This is a genomic window from Streptomyces sp. NPDC052299 (genome assembly GCF_040679335.1).
Taxonomy (GTDB): Bacteria; Actinomycetota; Actinomycetes; order Streptomycetales; family Streptomycetaceae; genus Streptomyces.
The window spans coordinates 104860-126509 of sequence record NZ_JBFAUP010000013.1; the positions used below are offsets into that span (position 1 = coordinate 104860).

Genomic DNA, 21650 nt, shown 5'->3' on the forward strand with positions numbered 1-21650 from the left:
TCCTCATGAAGAGGGGGACACCGTTTCCGGTGTCCCCCTGTGGGCTTCCTAGTCGCGGGCCGCGGTCAGATGTTCCGCGTGTTCCTGGAGGGAACGGACGCCGACGTCGCCGTTGTTGAGGGCGTCGATGCCCTGGACGGCCGCGGCGAGTGCCTGGACCGTGGTCAGGCAGGGCACGGAGCGGGAGACGGCCGCGGTGCGGATCTCGTAGCCGTCGAGCCGGCCGCCGGTGCCGTACGGGGTGTTGACGATGAGGTCGACACCGCCCTCGTGGATCAGCTGGACGATGGTCGGCTCGCCGTTCGGGCCCGTCCCCTCGGACTGCTTGCGCACGACCGTGGCGTTGATGCCGTTGCGCTTCAGGACCTCGGCCGTGCCGGAGGTGGCCAGCAGCTCGAAGCCGTGGGCGACCAGCTCGCGGGCCGGGAAGATCATCGAGCGCTTGTCGCGGTTGGCGACCGAGATGAAGGCGCGGCCCTTGGTGGGCAGCGGCCCGTAGGCGCCGGCCTGCGACTTGGCGTACGCGGTGCCGAAGACCGAGTCGATGCCCATGACCTCGCCGGTGGAGCGCATCTCCGGGCCGAGGATGGTGTCGACGCCCCGGCCGTGGATGTCGCGGAAGCGCGACCACGGCATGACGGCCTCCTTGACGGAGATCGGCGCGTCCAGCGGCAGCGTGCCGCCGTCGCCGCTCTTCGGCAGCAGGCCCTCCTCGCGCAGCCCGGCCACGGTCGCGCCCAGCGAGATCCGGGCGGCGGCCTTGGCGAGCGGGACCGCGGTCGCCTTCGAGGTGAAGGGGACGGTCCGGGAGGCGCGCGGGTTGGCCTCCAGGACGTAGAGGATGTCACCGGAGAGTGCGAACTGGATGTTGATCAGGCCCCGGACGCCGACGCCCTTGGCGATGGCCTCCGTGGAGGCGCGCAGCCGCTTGACGTCGTGGCCGCCGAGGGTGATCGGGGGCAGCGCGCAGGCGGAGTCGCCGGAGTGGATGCCGGCCTCCTCGATGTGCTCCATGACGCCGCCGAGGTAGAGCTCGGTGCCGTCGTAGAGGGCGTCGACGTCGATCTCGATGGCGTCGTCCAGGAAGCGGTCGACCAGGACCGGCCGGGTGGGGCTGATCTCGGTGGACTCGGAGATGTACGCCGAGAGCCGGGTCTCGTCGTACACGATCTCCATGCCGCGCCCGCCGAGCACGTACGAGGGGCGGACGAGGACGGGGTAGCCGATCTCGTCGGCGATCTCCTTGGCCTCGGCGAAGGTGGTGGCGGTGCCGTGCTTGGGAGCGGGCAGGCCGGCCTCGGCCAGGACGCGGCCGAAGGCGCCGCGGTCCTCGGCGGCGTGGATCGCCTCCGGGGAGGTGCCGACGACGGGCACGCCGTTGTCCTTGAGCGCCTGGGACAGGCCCAGCGGGGTCTGGCCGCCGAGCTGGACGACGACGCCCGCGACCGGGCCCGCCAGCGACTCGGCGTGCACGATCTCCAGCACGTCCTCGAGCGTCAGCGGCTCGAAGTACAGGCGGTCGGACGTGTCGTAGTCGGTGGAGACCGTCTCCGGGTTGCAGTTGACCATCACGGTCTCGTAGCCGGCGTCGCTGAGCGCGAAGGAGGCGTGGACGCAGGAGTAGTCGAACTCGATGCCCTGGCCGATGCGGTTGGGGCCGGAGCCCAGGATGATCACCGCGGGCTTGGTGCGGGGCGCGACCTCGGTCTCCTCGTCGTAGGAGGAGTAGAAGTACGGCGTCTTCGCGGCGAACTCGGCGGCGCAGGTGTCGACCGTCTTGTAGACCGGGCGGATGCCGAGCGCGTGGCGGACCTCGCGGACGACGTCCTCGCGCAGGTCGCGGATCTCGGCGATCTGGACGTCCGAGAAGCCGTGCCGCTTGGCCTCGGCCAGCAGCTCGGGGCCGAGCTTGTCGGCGGCGGCCAGCTCGTCGGCGATCTCCTTGATCAGGAAGAGCTGGTCCACGAACCAGGGGTCGATCTTCGTGGCGTCGAAGACCTCCTCCTGGGTGGCACCGGCCCGGATCGCCTGCATGACGGTGTTGATGCGGCCATCGGTCGGGCGGACCGCCTCGGCCAGCAGCTCGGCCTTGTCGCCGGGGTCGCCGGTGAAGGTGAACTGCGAGCCCTTCTTCTCCAGGGAGCGCAGGGCCTTCTGCAGGGCCTCCGTGAAGTTCCGGCCGATCGCCATGGCCTCGCCCACCGACTTCATGGTGGTGGTGAGGGTGGAGTCGGCGGAGGGGAACTTCTCGAAGGCGAAGCGCGGGGCCTTGACGACGACGTAGTCGAGGGTCGGCTCGAAGGAGGCCGGGGTCTTCTCGGTGATGTCGTTGGGGATCTCGTCCAGCGTGTAGCCGACGGCCAGCTTGGCGGCGATCTTGGCGATCGGGAAGCCGGTGGCCTTGGAGGCGAGCGCCGAGGAGCGGGAGACGCGCGGGTTCATCTCGATGACGATGACGCGGCCGTCGGTGGGGTCGATCGCGAACTGGATGTTGCAGCCGCCGGTGTCGACGCCGACCTCGCGGATGATCGCGATGCCGATGTCGCGCAGCCGCTGGTACTCGCGGTCGGTGAGGGTCATCGCCGGCGCGACGGTGATCGAGTCGCCGGTGTGGACGCCCATCGGGTCGAAGTTCTCGATGGAGCAGACGACCACGACGTTGTCGTTGCGGTCGCGCATCAGCTCCAGCTCGTACTCCTTCCAGCCGAGGATGGACTCTTCGAGGAGCACCTCGGTGGTCGGGGAGAGCGTGAGGCCCTGGCCCGCGATGCGGCGCAGCTCCTCCTCGTCGTGGGCGAAGCCGGAGCCGGCGCCGCCCATGGTGAAGGAGGGGCGGACGACGACGGGGTAGCCGCCGAGGGTGTCGACGCCGGCGAGGACGTCGTCCATGGAGTGGCAGATGACCGAGCGGGCGGACTCGCCGTAGCCGATCTTCTCCTTGACGGCCTCCACGACGCCCTTGAAGAGGTCGCGGTCCTCGCCCTTGTTGATGGCCTCGACGTTGGCGCCGATGAGCTCGACGCCGTACTTCTCCAGCACACCGTTGTCGTGCATGGAGATCGCGGTGTTCAGCGCGGTCTGGCCGCCCAGGGTGGGAAGCAGCGCGTCGGGGCGCTCCTTCGCGATGATCTTCTCGACGAACTCGGGGGTGATCGGCTCGACGTAGGTGGCGTCGGCGATCTCCGGGTCGGTCATGATCGTCGCCGGGTTGGAGTTCACCAGGATGACGCGCAGGCCCTCGGCCTTGAGCACGCGGCACGCCTGGGTACCGGAGTAGTCGAACTCGGCGGCCTGCCCGATGACGATCGGACCGGAGCCGATGACCAGGACGGACTGGATATCGGAGCGCTTAGGCACGCTGGCCCTCCATCAGGGAAACGAAGCGGTCGAAGAGGTACGCGGCGTCGTGCGGGCCGGCGGCCGCCTCGGGGTGGTACTGGACGCTGAAGGCCGGCCGGTCGAGCAGCTGAAGGCCCTCGACCACCTGGTCGTTCAGGCACACGTGGGAGACCTCGGCCCGCCCGTAGGCGGTGTCGGAGACCTTGTCGAGGGGGGCGTCGACGGCGAAGCCGTGGTTGTGCGCGGTGACCTCGACCTTGCCGGTCGAGCGGTCCTGCACGGGCTGGTTGATGCCGCGGTGGCCGTACTTCAGCTTGTACGTGCCGAAGCCGAGCGCGCGGCCCAGGATCTGGTTGCCGAAGCAGATGCCGAAGAGCGGGGTCTTCCGCTCCAGGACGCCCTGCATCAGCGCGACGGGGTGGTCGGCGGTGGACGGGTCGCCGGGGCCGTTGGAGAAGAAGACGCCGTCCGGGGCGACCGCGTAGACCTCCTCCAGGGTGGCGGTGGCGGGCAGCACGTGGACCTCGATGCCGCGCTCGGCCATCCGGTGCGGGGTCATGCCCTTGATGCCGAGGTCGACCGCGGCGACCGTGAACTTCTTGGTGCCGATCGCGGGGACGACGTACGCCTCCTTGGTGGCGACCTCCGCGGACAGGTCGGCACCCTTCATCTCGGGGGCCTCCTGGACGCGGGCCAGCATCGCCGCCTCGTCGGTGACGGCCTCGCCGGAGAAGATGCCGACGCGCATGGCGCCGCGCTCGCGCAGGTGGCGGGTGAGGGCGCGGGTGTCGACGCCGCTGATGCCGACGACGCCCTGGTTCGCCAGCTCCTCGTCCAGGGTGCGGCGGGAGCGCCAGTTGGAGGGCGTCCGGGCGGGGTCGCGGACGACGTAGCCGGAGACCCAGATCCGCTGGGACTCGGGGTCCTCGTCGTTGACGCCGGTGTTGCCGACGTGCGGGGCGGTCATCACGACGACCTGGCGGTGGTACGAGGGGTCGGTCAGCGTCTCCTGGTAGCCGGTCATGCCGGTGGAGAAGACCGCCTCGCCGAAGGTCTCCCCCACAGCCCCGTAGGCGCGGCCGCGGAAGGTGCGGCCGTCCTCCAGGACGAGTACGGCGGGAACCTGGGCTCCCCGGGTGGAGGTCGTCATCGTGCGATGCCTTCCGTAGTGCTGGTGAGGTGGTTGACGGCGTCGACCCAGGCGGGGTGTTCGGCCGAGTGGTCGGAGCGGAAACCGGAGTCGATCAGCCGGTCGCCGAGCGCCCAGGTGATGACGAGGAGTCCGCCCTCGGGCAGGACCTTGCCCGCCAGTGCCCTTTCGGTGCGGGCGCCGCGCAGGTCGGCGGCCGGGACGAAGAAGTCCGCGGCGCCGGGCCGTACGACGTCGAGGCCCTCGGCGGTGAGGGTCAGCTCGACGCGGCTGCGGGTGCCGAGGCCGTGGGCGACGATCCGGTCGAGCCACTGCCCGGCCGTGGTCGACGCGTGGTAGCGGCCGTAGAGGGTGAGCAGCCGCTCGCCGTCCGCGAAGCCCTCCGGCGCGGTGGCCGGGGCGGGCAGGTCGGACTGGAGGTTCCCGCGCCACTTCCAGCCCTGACGCATCAGCCAGTAGACGAACACGACGAGGACGACGAGTCCGATCACCCAGCTGATCCGCGCGGACCAGTCGGTCACTTCCGCCGACTTCTGCTCGGCGGCGAGTTGGTACAGGGTCTGTGTTGTCACGCGAGCTTCCCGTCGACGACCGTGGCACGGCCCCGCAGGAAGGTGTGGGTCACTCGGCCCGGCAGCTCGCGACCCTCGTACGGGGTGTTGCGGCTGCGGGAGGCGAAGCCCGCGGGGTCCACCTCTCCACGGTATGCCGGATCGACCAGGGTGAGGTTGGCGGGCTCACCGGCCGAGACGGGGCGGCCGTGTCCTTCGAGCCGTCCGATGGCCGCGGGGCGGGCCGACATGCGGTCGGCGACACCGGCCCAGTCGAGCAGCCCGGTCTCGACCATCGTCTGCTGGACCACGGACAGCGCGGTCTCCAGGCCCACCATGCCCATGGCGGCCGCGGCCCACTCGCAGTCCTTGTCCTCGTGCGGGTGCGGGGCGTGGTCGGTGGCGACGCAGTCGATCGTGCCATCGGCCAGGGCCTCGCGCAGCGCCCGCACGTCGCCCTCGGTGCGCAGCGGCGGGTTCACCTTGTAGACCGGGTTGTAGGACCGGACGAGCTCGTCGGTGAGGAGCAGGTGGTGCGGGGTGACCTCGGCGGTGACGTTCCAGCCCTTGGACTTGGCCCAGCGCACGATCTCCACGGAGCCCGCGGTCGACAGGTGGCAGATGTGGACCCGGGAGCCGACGTGCGCGGCGAGCAGGACGTCGCGGGCGATGATCGACTCCTCGGCGACGGCCGGCCAGCCGCCGAGGCCCAGCTCGGCCGAGACGACGCCCTCGTTCATCTGGGCGCCTTCGGTGAGGCGGGGCTCCTGGGCGTGCTGGGCGACGACGCCGTCGAACGCCTTCACGTACTCCAGGGCGCGGCGCATGATGACCGCGTCGTCCACGCACTTCCCGTCGTCGGAGAAGACCTTCACCCCGGCGGCGGAGTCGTGCATCGCGCCGAGCTCGGCGAGCTGCTTGCCCTCCAGGCCGACGGTGACGGCCCCGACGGGCTGGACGTCGCAGTAGCCGGACTCCTTGCCGAGGCGCCAGACCTGCTCGACCACACCGGCGGTGTCGGCGACCGGGAAGGTGTTGGCCATGGCGTGGACGGCGGTGAAGCCACCGGCCGCGGCGGCCTTGGTTCCGGTGAGGACGGTCTCGGAGTCCTCGCGGCCGGGCTCGCGCAGGTGGGTGTGGAGGTCGACCAGGCCGGGCAGCAGGACCTGGCCCGCCGCCTCGATCACGGTGGCGCCCTCGGCGTCGAGGCCGGTGCCGACCGCGGCGATGGTCTCGCCGTCGATGAGGACGTCCTGCGGGTCGCCGCCGAGTACCTTCGCACCGCGGATAAGGATCTTGCTCATGGTTACTTGTTCTCCTCGGTACGGGCGGCGGTGGGCGACGGGTGGGCGGATGACTCGTAACCGCCGAGCAGCAGGTAGAGCACGGCCATGCGGATGGAGACGCCGTTGGCGACCTGCTCCACGACCGTGCAGCGGTCGGAGTCGGCGACCTCGGCGGTGATCTCCATGCCGCGGACCATGGGGCCCGGGTGCATGACGACGGCGTGCTCCGGCATCCTCGCCATCCGCTCGCCGTCCAGGCCGTAGCGGCGCGAGTACTCGCGCTCGGTCGGGAAGTAGGCGGCGTTCATCCGCTCGCGCTGCACACGAAGCATCATCACAGCGTCCGACTGGGGCAGCACCTCGTCCAGGCCGTAGCTGACGTCGCAGGGCCACTGCTCGACGCCGACCGGGACCAGGGTGGGCGGGGCGACGAGGGTGACGTGGGCGCCGAGCGTGTTCAGCAGGTGGACGTTGGAGCGGGCGACCCGGCTGTGCAGGATGTCGCCGACGATGGTGATCCGGCGGCCGTCGAGGTCCTTGCCGAGCCCGGCGTCGGCGCCGACGAGCCTGCGGCGCATCGTGAACGCGTCCAGGAGTGCCTGGGTGGGGTGCTCGTGGGTGCCGTCTCCGGCGTTGACGACCGCGCCGTCGATCCAGCCGGAGGTGGCCAGCCGGTACGGGGCTCCGGAGGCGCCGTGGCGGATGACGACGGCGTCGGCACCCATCGCCTCCAGCGTCAGGGCGGTGTCCTTGAGGGATTCGCCCTTGGAGACGGACGAGCCCTTCGCGGAGAAGTTGATGACGTCGGCGGACAGCCGCTTGGCGGCCGCCTCGAAGGAGATGCGGGTACGCGTCGAGTCCTCGAAGAAGAGGTTGACGACGGTCCGGCCGCGCAGGGTCGGGAGCTTCTTGATCGGCCGGTCGGCGACCCTGGCCATCTCCTCGGCGGTGTCGAGGATCAGGACGGCGTCGTCGCGGGTGAGGTCGGCGGCCGAGATGAGGTGACGCTTCATCTGGGTGTTCTCCGGGTGGCTGGAGGTTTCAGGCATGCGGGCGCGCGGAAGCCGCCGCACGGCGGGCGGCCGTACGGGCGTGAGCTAGCGCTCGACCGCGGGGGCGGCCTGCTCGACCCCGAGCAGCACGGCGTCGCGGCCGTCCTCCTCGGCGAGCTGGACCTTGACCGTCTCCCGCAGCGACGTGGGGAGGTTCTTGCCGACGTAGTCGGCGCGGATCGGCAGTTCACGGTGGCCGCGGTCCACGAGGACCGCGAGCTGCACGGCGCGGGGCCGGCCGATGTCGCCGAGCGCGTCGAGGGCGGCGCGGATGGTGCGGCCGGAGAAGAGGACGTCGTCCACCAGAACGACCAGGCGGCCCTCGATGCCGTCGCCGGGGATCTCGGTGCGGGCCAGGGCGCGCGCGGGGCGCAGCCTCAGGTCGTCGCGGTACATCGTGATGTCGAGGGAGCCGACCGGGATCGTGCGGCCGGTGATCTCTTCGAGCTTGGCGGCGAGCCTGCCGGCGAGGAAGACCCCGCGAGTCGGGATGCCGAGGAGCACCACGTCGTCGGCGCCCTTGGCGCGTTCGACGATCTCGTGGGCGATGCGGGTCAGGACCCGGGCGATGTCGGGAGCCTCCAGAACGGGGCGTGCCGCATTGCCGGTGGCGTCGTGCTGTGCGTCCATAAGAAACGGACCTCCTTCTCCGCCTCACGGGACGGACCTTAAAGGACGTCGAAATTGCGTCATCCACGTTACCAGGGCCCGTGCCGGAGCTCGCCCGCACCCCCGGGTGAGGCCGGTACGGACCATCTCAGCTTGACGCGACCAAGTAACGCTGCGTAACCTCACAGTGAGTTACCAGCCACGCGGCCCAGCCGCGTACGTTCCAGCGTCCGGGGAGCCTTATGTCCAGCGAATACGCAAAACAGCTCGGGGCCAAGCTCCGTGCCATCCGCACCCAGCAGGGCCTCTCCCTCCACGGCGTGGAGGAGAAGTCGCAGGGCCGCTGGAAGGCCGTCGTGGTCGGTTCGTACGAGCGCGGCGACCGTGCCGTGACCGTGCAGCGCCTTGCCGAGCTGGCGGACTTCTACGGCGTTCCGGTCCAGGAGCTCCTGCCGGGCACGACGCCCGGCGGTGCCGCCGAGCCGCCGCCGAAGCTGGTCCTCCAGCTGGAGCGCCTGGCGCACGTGCCGCCGGAGAAGGCCGGCCCCCTCCAGCGTTACGCGGCGACGATCCAGAGCCAGCGCGGCGACTACAACGGCAAGGTGCTGTCGATCCGCCAGGACGACCTGCGCACGCTGGCCGTGATCTACGACCAGTCGCCTTCGGTGCTGACCGAGCAGCTGATCAGCTGGGGCGTGCTCGACGCGGACGCGCGCCGCGCCGTCGCCCACGACGAGGGCTGAGCAGCCCCTCGGAGAAACGTGCCGCCGGGTTCGGCGGGACACCCGTTCGGGTGCCCCGCCGGGCCCGGCTTTTTTCGCGCCCCGTACCGCCCGGGGGATGCGCGCCGACATGCCGAAGGGCCCACGGCTTCTGCCATGGGCCCTTCGTCGGCGGAATGCCGCCGGGTCACTGCTCCCGGCGGAGATTCGGCTTGAGGTCCTTGAAACGGGCCAGCAGGCCGTTCACGAAGGACGGGGAGTCGTCGGTGGAGAACTCCTTGGCGATCTGCACCGCCTCGTCGATGACCACCGCGTCCGGGGTCCCGTCGACCCAGATCAGCTCGTACGCACCGAGCCGCAGGATGTTCCGGTCGGCGACCGGCATGCGGTCGAGCTCCCAGTCCACGGCGTAGGTGACGATGAGGTCGTCGATGCGGTCCGCGTACTGCGCGTACCCCTCCACGAGCTCCATCGTGTACTCGGTGACCGGCGGCTGGCGGGTGTCGGACCGCGAGTGCCGTACCCAGTCCGCGAGGACCGTCAGCACGGACTCGCCGCGCTGGTCGGCCTCGAAGAGGATCTGGAAGGCGCGCTTGCGCGCCGTGTTGCGAGCAGCCACGACTACTTGTTCACCCGGCTGAGGTACTCGCCGGAGCGGGTGTCGACCTTGATCTTCTCACCCGTGGTGATGAAGAGCGGAACACCGATCTCGTAGCCGGTCTCCAGCGTGGCCGGCTTGGTGCCGCCGGTGGAGCGGTCGCCCTGGACGCCCGGGTCGGTGTGCTGGATCGTCAGCTCGACGGCGGCCGGCAGCTCGACGTAGAGCACCTCGCCGTCGTGCTGGGCGACGGAGGCCGTGAAGCCCTCGATCAGGAAGTTGGCGGCGTCACCGACGGCCTTGCGGTCGACCATCAGCTGGTCGTAGGTGTCCATGTCCATGAAGACGAAGTACTCGCCGTCCATGTACGAGAACTGCATGTCGCGCTTGTCGACCGTGGCCGTCTCGACCTTGATGCCGGCGTTGAAGGTCTTGTCGACGACCTTGCCGGAGAGCACGTTCTTGAGCTTGGTGCGCACGAAGGCCGGGCCCTTGCCGGGCTTGACGTGCTGGAACTCGACGACGGACCAGAGCTGGCCTCCGTCGAGCTTGAGCACCATGCCGTTCTTGAGGTCGTTCGTGGAAGCCACGGTTGCGGAATCTCCTGGGCTGAAGCTGGTGGAACGACCGAGGGACGCGCGCTAGAGCGCGAGCAGTTCCTTGGTCGTAATGGTGAGTAGCTCGGGTCCGCCGTCCGCCTCGGGGCGCACGACGAGCGTGTCATCGATCCGGACCCCGCCCCGGCCCGGGAGGTGGACCCCCGGTTCGACGGTGACCGGCACACAAGCGTCCAGTTTACCCATGGCGGCGGGTGACAGCTGCGGGTCCTCGTCGATTTCGAGCCCCACCCCGTGGCCCGTGTACGGCGCCAGGCCCTCACCGTGGCCCGCGGAGTCCAGGAGATGGCGGGCTGCCCGGTCCACGTCGCGGTACTCGGCGCCGGGCAGCAGGGCTTCGCGGCCGGCCCGCTGAGCGGCGAAAACCAGCTCGTACAGCTCGATCTGCCAGTCGGCGGGCGCCGTTCCGATGACGAAGGTCCGGCCGATCTCGCAGCGGTAGCCGCGGTAGTTGGCGCCCAGACAGACCGAGAGGAAATCTCCTTCCTCGACCCTCCGGTCCGAGGGCCGGTGGCGGCCCCGTCCGGAATTGGGGCCGGTGGCGACGGAGGTCGCGAAGGCGGGGCCGTCGGCGCCGTGGTCCACCAGCCGGCGCTCCAGCTCCAGCGCCAGGTGCCGTTCGGTGCGGCCGACGAGGATCGATTCGAGGAGTTCGCCCAGGGCCTGGTCGGTGATCTCGGCCGCGATCCGCAGGCAGCCGATCTCCTCCTCGTCCTTGACGATGCGCAACTGCTCGACCGTCGCGCCCAGGTCGGCCAGCCGCAGCCTGGGCGCGACCGAGGCCATGGCCCGGTGCCGGGCGACCGTCAGGTCGTGCTCCTCGACGGCCAGCGACTCCGCCCCGGCCGTCGCGGCGAGGTCGGCGGCGGCGACCACGGGGTCCCCGCCCGCCACCGGCAGCGGGTCGACCCGCAGGTGCTCGTCGGTGCGCCCGTCGGCCGGGTCACCGGTGGGCGGGCGTGGGCACAGCAGGACGTCCTCGCCGGGGCCGAGCAGGAGCACGGCACCCGGGGGCGCTCCCCCGGCCAGGTAGCGGACGTTGGCGGGGCGGGAGACCAGGGCGGCCGCGGATCCGACTGCGGCGCACCGGTCGCGGAGCAGCCCGCGTCGGACGGCGTACACCTCTGACATGCGTCGAGCGTACGAGCGGGGCGCCGGGACCGCCCGGCGGGCGCATCCGACCGGGGGGCGGCCGCCGCCTCACCAGGAAGGAGGGCTGGCCAGGGACCGGGCGAGTATGTCGTCGAGGACCCGGGCGGTGGTCTCCACGTCGTACGTCGAGTTGTCGATGATCGGGAGCCCGGAACCGTACCAGCCGGCCATCCGGCCGTGGATGCGGGCGACCTCCTCGTCGGAGAGGCGGCGGTTGCCGCTTCGCTCCGCGTTGCGCTCCAGGACGATCTCCAGGCCGGGCAGCAGCACGACGGGCAGGAGCCCGGGGCCGACGTGCCGCTTCCAGCCGCCGAGGCCGACGACCGGCCGGTCCGGGAACACGGCGTCGTCCAGGATGCAGGAGATCCCGTTGGCCAGGAAGTTGCGGGCGGCGAAGCCGCAGGTGCGGCGGGCCAGCCGGTACTGGGCCTCCGACTGGTCGTTCCACCCGGCCTGCGGGTCCGCGAAGCCGGAGCAGACCCACTCCCGGACGTCGTCCAGGCTGACGTGCGCGGTGGGCACCCGGCGGCGGGCCGCCCAGAGCCGGGCCACCGTGGTCTTGCCGGCGCCCGCCGGGCCGATGAGGAGCACCGCGAGCGTCGCGTTGCCCGTGCCGGGCCCGGCGGGCGGGGCCGGCAGCGGAACGGGCCTGCCGGGCGGCAGCTGGATGTGCCCGGTGGTCTCGCGGGCGGCCGGGGCCGGAGTCTGCTGCGGCGCCGGTCCGCTCCAGCCCTGCCCCTGCGGCGCGGGCGGGCCCGAGGGCGGCGGTCCGGGGTGCCCGGCGGGCGGGCCGGCCGGGGGCTGGTGCGGCGGGCCGGGGTGCTGGGCCTGGTGCGGCCAGCCGACGGGGCCGTTTCCGGGACCCTGGGGCGGAGGCAGCGGGGCCCCCACTGCGTGCTGCATCCGGTGCAACTCCGTCTCGTACAGGCAACTGGCGCTGGTGCAACGGCAACCGTACCTTCCCCGGCCGCCACACGGACAACGGCCGGGACAGGTACGGAGTGCCCGGGGCTCCGTGCTGCCCTGCTCAGTCCGCGAGTTCCTCCGCCAGGGCGCGCAGGGCGAGACGGTAGGAGCCGATGCCGAATCCGGCCACGGTCCCGGTGGCGACCGGGGCGATCACCGAGGTGTGGCGGAATTCCTCCCGTGCGTACGGGTTCGAGATGTGGACCTCGATCAGCGGAGCGGTGCGCTGGGCGGCCGCGTCCCGCATGCCGTACGAATAGTGCGTGAAGGCACCGGGGTTGATGACGACCGGAATCGATCCGTCGGCGGCCTCGTGGAGCCAGCGGATCAGCTCGCCCTCGTCGTTGGTCTCGCGCACGTCGGCGTCGAAGCCGAGTTCCTTGCCGAGGGCACGGCACGCCTCCACGAGGCCGGCGTACGACGTGGAGCCGTAGACGTCGGGCTCGCGGGAGCCGAGGCGGCCGAGGTTGGGGCCGTTGAGCACGAGGACCCGGCGGGTCATGCCGAGACCTCCCCGTAGGCGGCGAGCAGGACGGCCGGGTCGGGGCCCTCCAGGACGGCGGGCTTGCCGAGGCCGTCCAGGACGATGAAGCGCAGCAGGTCGCCGCGCGACTTCTTGTCGACCTTCATGTTCTCCAGCAGCTTGGGCCACTGGTCCCCCCGGTAGGTGAGGGGCAGCCCGACGGATTCGAGGATCGCGCGGTGCCGGTCGGCGGTGGCGTCGTCCAGGCGGCCGGCCAGCCGGCCCAGTTCGGCGGCGAAGACCATGCCGACGGAGACGGCGGCGCCGTGGCGCCACTTGTAGCGCTCGTTCTTCTCGATCGCGTGGCCCAGGGTGTGGCCGTAGTTCAGGATCTCGCGGAGTCCGGACTCCTTGAGGTCGGAGGAGACGACGTCGGCCTTGACCCGGATGGAGCGCTCGATGAGCTCGGCGGTGTGCGGTCCGGCCGGGGTACGGGCGGCCTGCGGGTCCTGTTCGATCAGGTCGAGGATCACCGGGTCGGCGATGAAGCCGGCCTTGATGATCTCGGCCATGCCGGAGACGTAGTCGTGGACGGGCAGCGAGTCCAGGGCGGCCAGGTCGCAGAGGACGCCGGCCGGGGGGTGGAAGGCGCCGACGAGGTTCTTGCCCTCGGCGGTGTTGATGCCGGTCTTGCCGCCGACCGCCGCGTCGACCATGCCGAGCACGGTCGTCGGTACGGCGATCCAGCGCACCCCGCGCAGCCAGGAGGCGGCGACGAAGCCGGCCACGTCGGTGGTGGCGCCGCCGCCGACGCCGACGATGACGTCGGTGCGGGTGAAGCCGGTCTGGCCGAGCGCCTTCCAGCAGTAGGCGGCGACCTCGACGGTCTTGGCCTCCTCGGCGTTGGGCAGCTGGATCGCGATGGCCTCGTAGCCCTGGCCGGCGAGGTCCTGGCGGACCGCCTCGCCGGTCTCGGCGAGCGCCTCGGGGTGGAGGACCGCGACGCGCTTGGCCCGCTCACCGATGAGCCCGGGCAGCTCGCCGAGGAGCTGCCGGCCGATCAGTACCTCGTACGGGTCGGTGCCCGCGCTGCCTGCGATGCGGACGCGGGTGGGTGCCTGCTGGGTCATGGTGTGTTCTCCCGGCCGGACGGGGCACCGTCCGGCAGCTCCAGTGCGTCGAGGACCGCCTGGGCGACCTCTTCGGGTGTGCGCTCGTCGGTGGCGACGACCGTGCGGGCGACCTCGGTGTAGAGGTGCCGGCGGGCCTCCATCAGCTCGCGCCACTGCCGGCGCGGGTTGACCGCGAGCAGCGGGCGGGCGGTGTTGAGCCCGACCCGCTTGACCGCCTCGTCCACGTCCATCGAGAGGTAGACGACCGGGTGACCGGCGAGCAGCGCGCGGGTCGACTCGTCCAGGACGGCCCCGCCGCCGAGCGAGAGGACGCCGGTGTGCTCGGCGACGGCGGCGCGGACGGCCTCCCGCTCCAGCGCCCGGAAGTGGTCCTCGCCCTCGTCGTAGAAAATCTCGGCGATGGGCTTGCCCGCGGTCGCGACGACGTCCGCGTCGGTGTCCCGGTAGCCGGTGCCCAGCCGGCCCGCGAGCAGTTCGCCGACCGTGGACTTGCCGACGCCCATGGGTCCGACGAGGACGACCAGGGGTCCGGTCATCGGATCTGGAGGTGGTCGAGGTACGACGTCACGTTGCGGCGGGTCTCGGTGACGCTGTCGCCGCCGAACTTCTCCGCCACCGCGTCGGCCAGGACCAGGGCGACCATCGCCTCGGCGACGATCCCGGCGGCCGGGACGGCGCAGACATCGGAGCGCTGGTGGTGGGCCTTGGCGGGCTCACCGGTCACCACGTCGACGGTGGCGAGGGCGCGCGGCACGGTGGCGATCGGCTTCATCGCGGCGCGGACGCGCAGCAGTTCGCCGGTGGAGAGCCCGCCCTCGGTGCCGCCGGCCCGGCCGGAGGCGCGCTTGATGCCGTCCTCGGTCACCAGGATCTCGTCGTGCGCCTTGGACCCGGGCACCCGGGCGAGGTCGAAGCCGTCGCCGACCTCGACGCCCTTGATGGCCTGGATGCCCATGAGCGCCCCGGCGAGGCGGGCGTCGAGCCGGCGGTCCCAGTGCACGTGCGAGCCGAGGCCGACGGGCACGCCGTACGCCAGCACCTCGACGACGCCGCCGAGGGTGTCGCCGTCCTTGTGGGCCTGGTCGATCTCGGCCACCATCGCCTTGCTCGCGTCGGCGTCGAGGCAGCGCACCGGGTCGGCGTCGAGCCGCTCCACGTCGGAGGGGACCGGGTAGACCCCGTACGGCGCCTTGGCGGCGGCCAGCTCCACGACGTGGCTGACGATCTCGATGCCCGCGGTCTCCTTGAGGTAGGAACGGGCGACGGCGCCGAGGGCGACGCGGGCCGCGGTCTCCCGGGCGCTGGCGCGCTCCAGGACCGGGCGGGCCTCGTCGAAGCCGTACTTCTGCATGCCGGCGAGGTCGGCGTGGCCGGGGCGGGGCCGGGTCAGCGGGGCGTTACGGGCCTGCTCGGCCAGCGCCTGGGGGTCGACCGGGTCGGCCGACATGACCTGCTCCCACTTGGGCCACTCGGTGTTGCCGACCATGACGGCGACCGGGGAGCCCATGGTGAGGCCGTGCCGGACGCCACCGAGGAAGGTGACCTCGTCCCGCTCGAACTTCATCCGCGCACCGCGGCCGTAGCCGAGCCGTCGCCGGGCGAGCGCGTCCGCCACCATCTCCGTGGTGACCGGGACGCCGGCGGGAAGGCCCTCCAGCGTCGCCACCAGTGCGGGGCCGTGCGACTCCCCCGCGGTCAGCCAGCGCAACCTGCTCAACGGTGCTCCTCATGCTCGCGCCTGAAATCCAGCGGCGCGACCGGGTGCGCGGCCCTGGCCCGCCGCCCCCGATCCTCCCACGACCGGGGCCCCCGGACGGCCGCCGGTCCAGCAGACGGACGGCACGGGCGGGCCCGGCCGGGCCTCAGCGGGCGGCCAGCGCCTCTTCCCCGGCCCTGCGCATGGCGGCGAGCGGGGCGGGCGAGCGGCCCGTCATCTGCTCGACCTGGAGGACCGCCTGGTGCACGAGGAGGTCGAGACCTCCGACGACTGCGCCGCCGTGGTCCGCCCAGGCGGACGCGAGCCGGGTCGGCCACGGCTCGTACAGCACGTCGAAGAGCGTGCCTGCCCGGTCCGGTACGGCCCCGGCCAGCGCGTCGGCCGTGCCGGCGGGGGTGGTGGCGATGACGAGGGGCGCGGTCAGCGCCCGGTCGGCCTCGGACCAGTCGGCGATGCGGACGTCGACGCCGAGCCGTTCGCCCCAGCCGCGCATCTCGTCGGCGCGGGCCGCGCTGCGGACGTACGCGGTGACGGGTCCGGCGCAGATGCCGGACAGGGCCGCCAGCGCGGAGGACGCGGTGGCGCCGGCGCCGAGGATCGCGGCTGACTCGACCTTCTCGACGCCGCGTTCACGCAGGGCGGCGACCATGCCCGGGATGTCGGTGTTGTCGCCGGTGCGGCGGCCGTCCTCGCCGAAGACCACGGTGTTCACGGCCTCCACGGAGGCGGCGGTGTCAGTGATCCCGTCGAGCAGCGGGATGACCGCCCGCTTCAACGGCATGGTGAGCGAGAGCCCGGCCCAGCTCTCGTCCAGCCCCTCGATGAACCCGGGCAGCGCCTGCTCGTCGACCTCGAACCGGTCGTACGACCAGGTGTCGAGCCCGAGTTCCGCGTACGCGGCCCGGTGCAGGACCGGGGAGAGCGAGTGGGCGATGGGCGAGCCGAGGACGGCGGCGCGGTGGTGGGTGCTCACTGCCCCGACTGCTCCTTCTTGTACTTCTCGCGGTTCCGCTCGTGCTCCTCGTTGGTCACGGCGAAGACCGTCTTGTCCTCGGTCACCGAGACGAAGTAGTACCAGGGGCCGGGGGTGGGCTTTATGGCGGACTGCAGGGCCGCGTCGCCGGGGTTGTTGATGGGGCCCGGCGGCAGGCCGTGGATGTAGTACGTGTTGTACGGGTGCTTGAAGTTCCGGAGGTCCGAGACGGCACCGGTGTCCAGCGTGCTCTGCTTCTTGGCGTAGTTCACCGTGGAGTCGAAGTCCAGCAGCCCGTTGGTCTCGACGTTGTTGGGCTTGAGCCGGTTGTAGACGACCCGCGCGACCTTGTCGAAGTCGTGCTTGTACTTGCCCTCGGCCTGGACGAGGCTGGCCACGGTGATCAGCTGCCAGGGGCTCTTGAGCTTCAGCTTCTTGGCGTTCTCCGCCAGGTCCGCCTTCTCGTATTCCTCGTTGGCGCGGGAGACCATCGACTTGAGGACGGTCTCCGGCTTCATGCCCTTGGTGACCGGGTAGGCGGCTGGATAGAGGAAGCCTTCCAGAGGGTCGAGGACGCCCTCGTGATCCTTCGCCCAGCCCGGGAGGCCGAGGCTGCCGGACTCCTTCTCCGCCACCTTCGCGGTCGTTCCCTTGGCGACGCCCAGCTTGGTGTCGATGGAGGCGTAGACCAGCCGGTTCGGGGTGCCCTCCGGAATCACCAGAAGATTCTGGCTCTTCGGGTCGACCATCATCTTTACGGCCTCGGCCGCCGACATCTGCGAGTGGAGAAGATAGACCCCGGCCTGGATTCCCTTGCCCTTCGGGTTCTCGTTCTGCGCCGAGACGAAGGCGTCGACGCTCTTCACGACGCCCGCCTTCTTCAGGATGTTGCCGATGTCGTACCCGAACGCGCCCTTCGGGATCTCGACCTCGACCGAGCCCGTGCCGCTGCCCGAGTAGTCCGGGGCGGGGCCGAAGCGGTCCTGGTAGAAGGAGTAGCCGTAGTAGCCCGCGCCGCCGACGCCGGCGACCAGGACGAGGGAGACGACCAGACACGCGCAGCCGCCGCGGCCCTTCTTCTTCTTGCCCTTGCCCCGGCGCTCGCCGCCCCCGTCGCGGTCGTCGTCATCGCCGTCGTAGTCGTAGTCGTCGTCCCGGGGCGCCTTGCGGTCGTCCTTCTCGTCCACGCCCGTGAAGAAGGGGTGGGTCTCCTCCGGCGGCTCCTGAGGGTCCCAGTCCGGAGCGGGCTCCGGGGCCGGGGCCGGTGCGGCCTCGCGGCGGCCCGGGGGCTGCGGGGGCGGGTACGCCTCAGGGGTGCCGTAGTAGTCGTTCGTCTCGCCGTAGCCGTAGGTGGCGACGGGCTGCCCGTCGTACGGAGGCACCGCGTGCTGGCCCGTGTCCCAGCCGGGCTGCGGCTGCTGGGGCTGTTGACCGTACGGGTCCTGCGGGTGCTGGTTCCCGTACGCCTGCTGCTGGTACTGCTGCTGGGCGTACGGGTCCTGCTGCTGGTGCTGCTGCGCGTACGGGTCCTGCTGGTACTGCTGCTGGTACGGGTCGTAGTGCCCCTGGCCCTGCGGGTACTGCTGCTGGGTGCCGTACTGGCTCTGGCCGTCGTACTGGGCCTGGCCGTGGGCAGGCTGCTGGCCGCCCCACCCCTGGTCCCCGTACAAGGGGTCCTCGGGATGCCACGGTTCGGAGCCGGGGCCCCGGCCATACTCAGTCATCGATCCCCTTGAGCCGCGAGACGATGTTCCGTCTCTTTGCTGTGCGGTGCATGTTCGAACACCGCCGCATCGCGCGGAACGTTACCGTATTGCGATCAGACCACTACTTCGACGGCCTCGCCCGGCGGATTGCCCGAAGCGCGCTCCGACTCCAGAGCGTTCTGCAGGATCACCACAGCGGCAGCCTGGTCGATGACGGAACGGCCCTTTTTGGACTTCACGCCCGAGGCACGGAGCCCCTGACTCGCCGTTACTGTGGTCATCCTCTCGTCGATCAACCGCACCGGAATGGGTGCGACCGCTCGGGCGAGCACGTCGGCGAAGGCGCGGACCTTGGCGGCGGCCGGGCCCTCGCCGCCGCCCAGGGAGCGCGGCAGCCCGACGACGACCTCGATCGGTTCGTACTCCGCGACGATCTGTCCCAGCCGCCGGTGGGCGGCCGGGACATCGCGTCCCGGCACGGTCTCCACCGGCGTCGCGAGGATCCCGTCGGGGTCGCACGAAGCGACCCCGATCCGGGCGTCCCCGACGTCGATCGCCAGTCGGCGACCGCGGCGCATCTGCGTCATGTCCGGCGTCACGCCGTCTCGGTGACGAGGCGTTCGACGGCGGCGACGGCGTCGCCGATCGCCTCCGGGTTCTGGCCGCCGCCCTGCGCGACGTCCGGCTTGCCGCCGCCCCCGCCGCCGAGGGTCTTGGCGGCGGTACGGACGAGGTCGCCGGCCTTGAGGCCGCGCTCGCGGGCCGCCTCGTTGGTCGCGATGACGGTCAGCGGGCGGCCGTTGGCCGTCGTGAACAGCGCGACGACGGCCGGACGGCCGCCCTGGATGCGGCCACGCACGTCGAGGACGAGCTTGCGCAGGTCGTCGGCGGAGGTGCCGTCCGGGACCTGACCGGTGACCAGGGCGACGCCCCGGACGTCGATCGCGGAGTCCACGAGACCGGCGGCGGCCGCGAGGACCTTCTCCGCGCGGAACTTCTCGATCTCCTTCTCGGCGTCCTTCAGCTTGCCGAGCATGCCGGCGATCTTCTCCGGCAGCTCCTCGGGGCGGCCCTTGACCAGCTCCTGGAGCTGGGCGACGACCGTGTGCTCCCGGGCCAGGAAGTTGTACGCGTCGACGCCCACCAGGGCTTCGATACGGCGCACGCCGGACCCGATGGACGACTCGCCGAGCAGCTTGACCAGGCCGAGCTGGGCGGTGTTGTGCACGTGCGTACCGCCGCAGAGCTCCTTGGAGAAGTCCCCGATGGTGACGACCCGGACCCGCTCGCCGTACTTCTCGCCGAACTCCGCGATGGCGCCCTGCTTCTTCGCCTCGGCCAGCGACATGACCTCGGCCTGCACGTCGAGCTCGCGGGCCAGGACCTCGTTGATCTTCTGCTCGACGTCGGTGAGGACCGTGCCGGGAACGGCGGCGGGCGAGCCGAAGTCGAAGCGGAAGCGGCCCGGGGAGTTCTCCGAACCGGCCTGGGCGGCCGTGGGGCCGAGCGCGTCGCGCAGCGCCTGGTGCGTGAGGTGCGTGGCGCTGTGGGCACGCGCGATGGCGCGGCGGCGGGTGGAGTCGATGGCCGCGTACGCGGACGCGCCGACCGTGACCTCACCGACCTGGACCGAACCCTTGTGCACGGAGACGCCCGGGACCGGCTGCTGGACGTCGCGGACGACGATGACCGCGCCGCTGTCGAGCCGGATGCGGCCCTGGTCGGCGAGCTGGCCGCCGCCCTCGGCGTAGAACGGGGTGCGGTCGAGGACGACCTCGACCTCGTCGCCCTCGGTGGCGGCGGGCGAGGGGACACCGTCCACGAGGAGGCCGACGATGGTCGACTCGCCCTCGGTCATGGTGTAGCCGGTGAACTCGGTGACGCCGGAGTTGTCGGCGACCTCGCGGTAGGCGGAGAGGTCGGCGTGGCCGGTCTTCTTGGCCTTGGCGTCCGCCTTGGCCTTGGCCCGCTGCTCCTGCATGAGGCGGCGGAAACCGTCCTCGTCCACGGAGAGCCCCTGCTCGGCGGCCATCTCCAGGGTCAGGTCGATCGGGAAGCCCCAGGTGTCGTGGAGCAGGAACGCCTTGTCGCCGGCGAGGACCGTGCCGCCGGCGGCCTTGGTCTCGGTGACGGCGGTCTCCAGGATGTTGGTGCCGCCCTTGAGGGCCTTGAGGAAGGCGGCCTCCTCCGCGAGCGCGACGGTCTCGATGCGCTTGCGGTCGGTGATCAGCTCCGGGTACTGCTGCCCCATCGTGTTGACCACCACGTCGACCAGCTCGCGGACGACGGAGCCGGTGGCACCCATCAGGCGCATGTTGCGGATGGCACGGCGCATGATGCGGCGCAGCACATAGCCGCGGCCCTCGTTGCCGGGGGTGACGCCGTCGCCGATGAGCATGACGGAGGTGCGGATGTGGTCGGCGACCACGCGCAGCGAGACGTCGGTGCCCTCGGCGGCCCCGTAACGCACCCCGGTCAGCTCGGTGGCGCGGTCCATGACGACGCGCAGGGTGTCGGTCTCGTACATGTTCTGCACGCCCTGCAGGATCATCGCGAGGCGTTCGAGGCCGAGACCGGTGTCGATGTTCTTGGAGGGCAGGTCGCCGAGGATCGGGAAGTCGTCCTTGCCCTCGCCGGCGCCGCGCTCGTACTGCATGAAGACCAGGTTCCAGATCTCCACATACCGCTCGTCGTTGACGGCCGGGCCGCCCTCGACGCCGAACTCGGGGCCGCGGTCGTAGTTGATCTCGGAGCACGGGCCGCAGGGGCCGGGGACGCCCATGGACCAGAAGTTGTCCTTCTTGCCCAGGCGCTGGATGCGCTCGGCCGGGACGCCGATCTTGTCGCGCCAGATGGCCTCGGCCTCGTCGTCGTCCAGGTAGACGGTGATCCACAGGCGCTCGGGGTCGAGCCCGAAGCCGCCGTCCGCCACGGAGCTGGTCAGCAGCTCCCAGGCGTACTCGATGGCGCCTTCCTTGAAGTAGTCGCCGAAGGAGAAGTTGCCGCACATCTGGAAGAAGGTGCCGTGCCGGGTGGTCTTGCCGACCTCCTCGATGTCCGGCGTGCGCACGCACTTCTGCACGCTGGTGACGCGCGGGGCGGGCGGCTTGACCTCACCGAGGAAGTAGGGCTTGAACGGCACCATGCCGGCGGGGACCAGCAGCAGAGTCGGGTCGTCCGCGATGAGCGACGCCGAAGGGACAACGGTGTGACCGCGCTCCTCGTAGAAGCTCAGCCAGCGGCGACGAATTTCTGCCGACTCCATCAGTGGTCCTCATTCCGGTTGTACGAGTGGTAGGGGAGCTTGCGGTAGGTGGCGGGGGCCGGGTCCGCGTCGGCCGCCTCGACGGCCGGGCGGCGGGCCGGCGGCAGTTCGCGGGGGTCCGCCGCTTCGAGGCCCAGCGCCTCGCCGAGTTCGGCCTCGCGCCTGACCATGCCCTCGCGGACGTCCAGCGCGAAGTCCCTGAGCTTGTGACCGGCCACGATCGCCTTGTCGGCGGCCTGCGCCGCGAGGCTTTCGGGGGTCAGCTGCTTGATCTTGCGGTTGACCTTGGTGGTGGCCCACACCCCGGCGGCTGCGCCGGCGGTGAACCAGAACGTACGGCGGAACATCGCT

20 protein-coding genes are annotated in these 21650 nt (G+C 71.4%); 1 reads left to right on the forward strand and 19 read right to left on the reverse strand.

What is annotated here, in order from left to right; genetic code table 11:
• Positions 1–48 precede the first annotated feature (48 nt).
• The 6 genes from carB to pyrR all read right to left on the reverse strand — a co-directional run bounded on the left by carB (position 49) and on the right by pyrR (position 8008).
• Entirely contained in the window at positions 49–3357 is a 3309-nt protein-coding gene (gene carB / locus AB0L33_RS22525) for a carbamoyl-phosphate synthase large subunit (protein ID WP_365684097.1), read from the reverse strand.
• Positions 3350–4489, reverse strand: coding sequence for a glutamine-hydrolyzing carbamoyl-phosphate synthase small subunit (gene carA / locus AB0L33_RS22530; protein WP_365684099.1), 1140 nt, complete (start codon positions 4487–4489; stop codon positions 3350–3352). The genes carB and carA overlap by 8 nt, the downstream gene beginning before the upstream one ends.
• Positions 4486–5061, reverse strand: a complete 576-nt coding sequence (locus tag AB0L33_RS22535) for a hypothetical protein (protein WP_365684101.1) — start codon at positions 5059–5061, stop codon at positions 4486–4488. The genes carA and AB0L33_RS22535 overlap by 4 nt, the downstream gene beginning before the upstream one ends.
• Complete coding sequence (locus tag AB0L33_RS22540) at positions 5058–6344, reverse strand: dihydroorotase (RefSeq protein WP_365684103.1); 1287 nt, start codon at positions 6342–6344, stop codon at positions 5058–5060. Before AB0L33_RS22540 ends, AB0L33_RS22535 begins: the two co-directional genes overlap by 4 nt.
• 2 nt (positions 6345–6346) lie before the next feature.
• Positions 6347–7339, reverse strand: a complete 993-nt coding sequence (locus tag AB0L33_RS22545) for an aspartate carbamoyltransferase catalytic subunit (RefSeq protein WP_365684322.1) — start codon at positions 7337–7339, stop codon at positions 6347–6349.
• An 84-nt stretch (positions 7340–7423) separates the two neighbouring features.
• Complete coding sequence (gene pyrR, locus AB0L33_RS22550) at positions 7424–8008, reverse strand: bifunctional pyr operon transcriptional regulator/uracil phosphoribosyltransferase PyrR (protein ID WP_365684105.1); 585 nt, start codon at positions 8006–8008, stop codon at positions 7424–7426.
• A gap of 221 nt (positions 8009–8229) precedes the next feature.
• On the opposite strand from pyrR, the gene bldD reads away from it, so the two are divergent.
• Positions 8230–8730: a transcriptional regulator BldD gene (gene bldD, locus AB0L33_RS22555; RefSeq protein WP_018103903.1), complete on the forward strand. Its 501-nt coding sequence runs from the start codon at positions 8230–8232 to the stop codon at positions 8728–8730.
• Between the two features lie 166 nt (positions 8731–8896).
• Here bldD and nusB read toward each other — a convergent pair whose 3' ends face one another.
• The 13 genes from nusB to AB0L33_RS22620 all read right to left on the reverse strand — a co-directional run bounded on the left by nusB (position 8897) and on the right by AB0L33_RS22620 (position 21646).
• Positions 8897–9328: a transcription antitermination factor NusB gene (gene nusB / locus AB0L33_RS22560; RefSeq protein WP_365684107.1), complete on the reverse strand. Its 432-nt coding sequence runs from the start codon at positions 9326–9328 to the stop codon at positions 8897–8899.
• Between the two features lie 2 nt (positions 9329–9330).
• On the reverse strand, positions 9331–9897 hold the full coding sequence (gene efp / locus AB0L33_RS22565; RefSeq protein WP_365684109.1) for an elongation factor P: 567 nt from the start codon (positions 9895–9897) through the stop codon (positions 9331–9333).
• A gap of 51 nt (positions 9898–9948) precedes the next feature.
• The gene (locus AB0L33_RS22570; RefSeq protein WP_365684111.1) at positions 9949–11055 is read right to left on the reverse strand and encodes a M24 family metallopeptidase; all 1107 of its coding nucleotides are present in this window, start codon (positions 11053–11055) and stop codon (positions 9949–9951) included.
• 69 nt (positions 11056–11124) lie between these two features.
• On the reverse strand, positions 11125–11979 hold the full coding sequence (locus AB0L33_RS22575; RefSeq protein ID WP_365684113.1) for a Pro-rich N-terminal domain-containing protein: 855 nt from the start codon (positions 11977–11979) through the stop codon (positions 11125–11127).
• A gap of 124 nt (positions 11980–12103) precedes the next feature.
• On the reverse strand, positions 12104–12544 hold the full coding sequence (gene aroQ, locus AB0L33_RS22580) for a type II 3-dehydroquinate dehydratase (RefSeq protein WP_365684115.1): 441 nt from the start codon (positions 12542–12544) through the stop codon (positions 12104–12106).
• Positions 12541–13635 carry a 3-dehydroquinate synthase gene (gene aroB, locus AB0L33_RS22585; protein ID WP_365684117.1) on the reverse strand — a complete coding sequence of 365 codons (1095 nt, stop codon included), beginning with the start codon at positions 13633–13635 and terminating at the stop codon, positions 12541–12543. Before aroB ends, aroQ begins: the two co-directional genes overlap by 4 nt.
• Entirely contained in the window at positions 13632–14174 is a 543-nt protein-coding gene (locus tag AB0L33_RS22590; RefSeq protein ID WP_361025542.1) for a shikimate kinase, read from the reverse strand. The genes aroB and AB0L33_RS22590 overlap by 4 nt, the downstream gene beginning before the upstream one ends.
• On the reverse strand, positions 14171–15355 hold the full coding sequence (gene aroC / locus AB0L33_RS22595; protein ID WP_365684120.1) for a chorismate synthase: 1185 nt from the start codon (positions 15353–15355) through the stop codon (positions 14171–14173). The genes AB0L33_RS22590 and aroC overlap by 4 nt, the downstream gene beginning before the upstream one ends.
• A gap of 145 nt (positions 15356–15500) precedes the next feature.
• Positions 15501–16328 (reverse strand): shikimate dehydrogenase, encoded by an 828-nt coding sequence (locus tag AB0L33_RS22600; RefSeq protein WP_365684122.1) that lies wholly within the window; start codon positions 16326–16328, stop codon positions 15501–15503.
• Positions 16325–18052, reverse strand: coding sequence for an endolytic transglycosylase MltG (gene mltG / locus AB0L33_RS22605; RefSeq protein WP_365684124.1), 1728 nt, complete (start codon positions 18050–18052; stop codon positions 16325–16327). Before mltG ends, AB0L33_RS22600 begins: the two co-directional genes overlap by 4 nt.
• A 95-nt stretch (positions 18053–18147) precedes the next feature.
• The gene (gene ruvX / locus AB0L33_RS22610; protein WP_365684324.1) at positions 18148–18621 is read right to left on the reverse strand and encodes a Holliday junction resolvase RuvX; all 474 of its coding nucleotides are present in this window, start codon (positions 18619–18621) and stop codon (positions 18148–18150) included.
• 8 nt (positions 18622–18629) lie between these two features.
• Complete coding sequence (alaS, locus tag AB0L33_RS22615; protein ID WP_365684126.1) at positions 18630–21299, reverse strand: alanine--tRNA ligase; 2670 nt, start codon at positions 21297–21299, stop codon at positions 18630–18632.
• On the reverse strand, positions 21299–21646 hold the full coding sequence (locus AB0L33_RS22620) for a DUF6167 family protein (RefSeq protein WP_365684128.1): 348 nt from the start codon (positions 21644–21646) through the stop codon (positions 21299–21301). Before AB0L33_RS22620 ends, alaS begins: the two co-directional genes overlap by 1 nt.
• Positions 21647–21650: the final 4 nt, after the last annotated feature.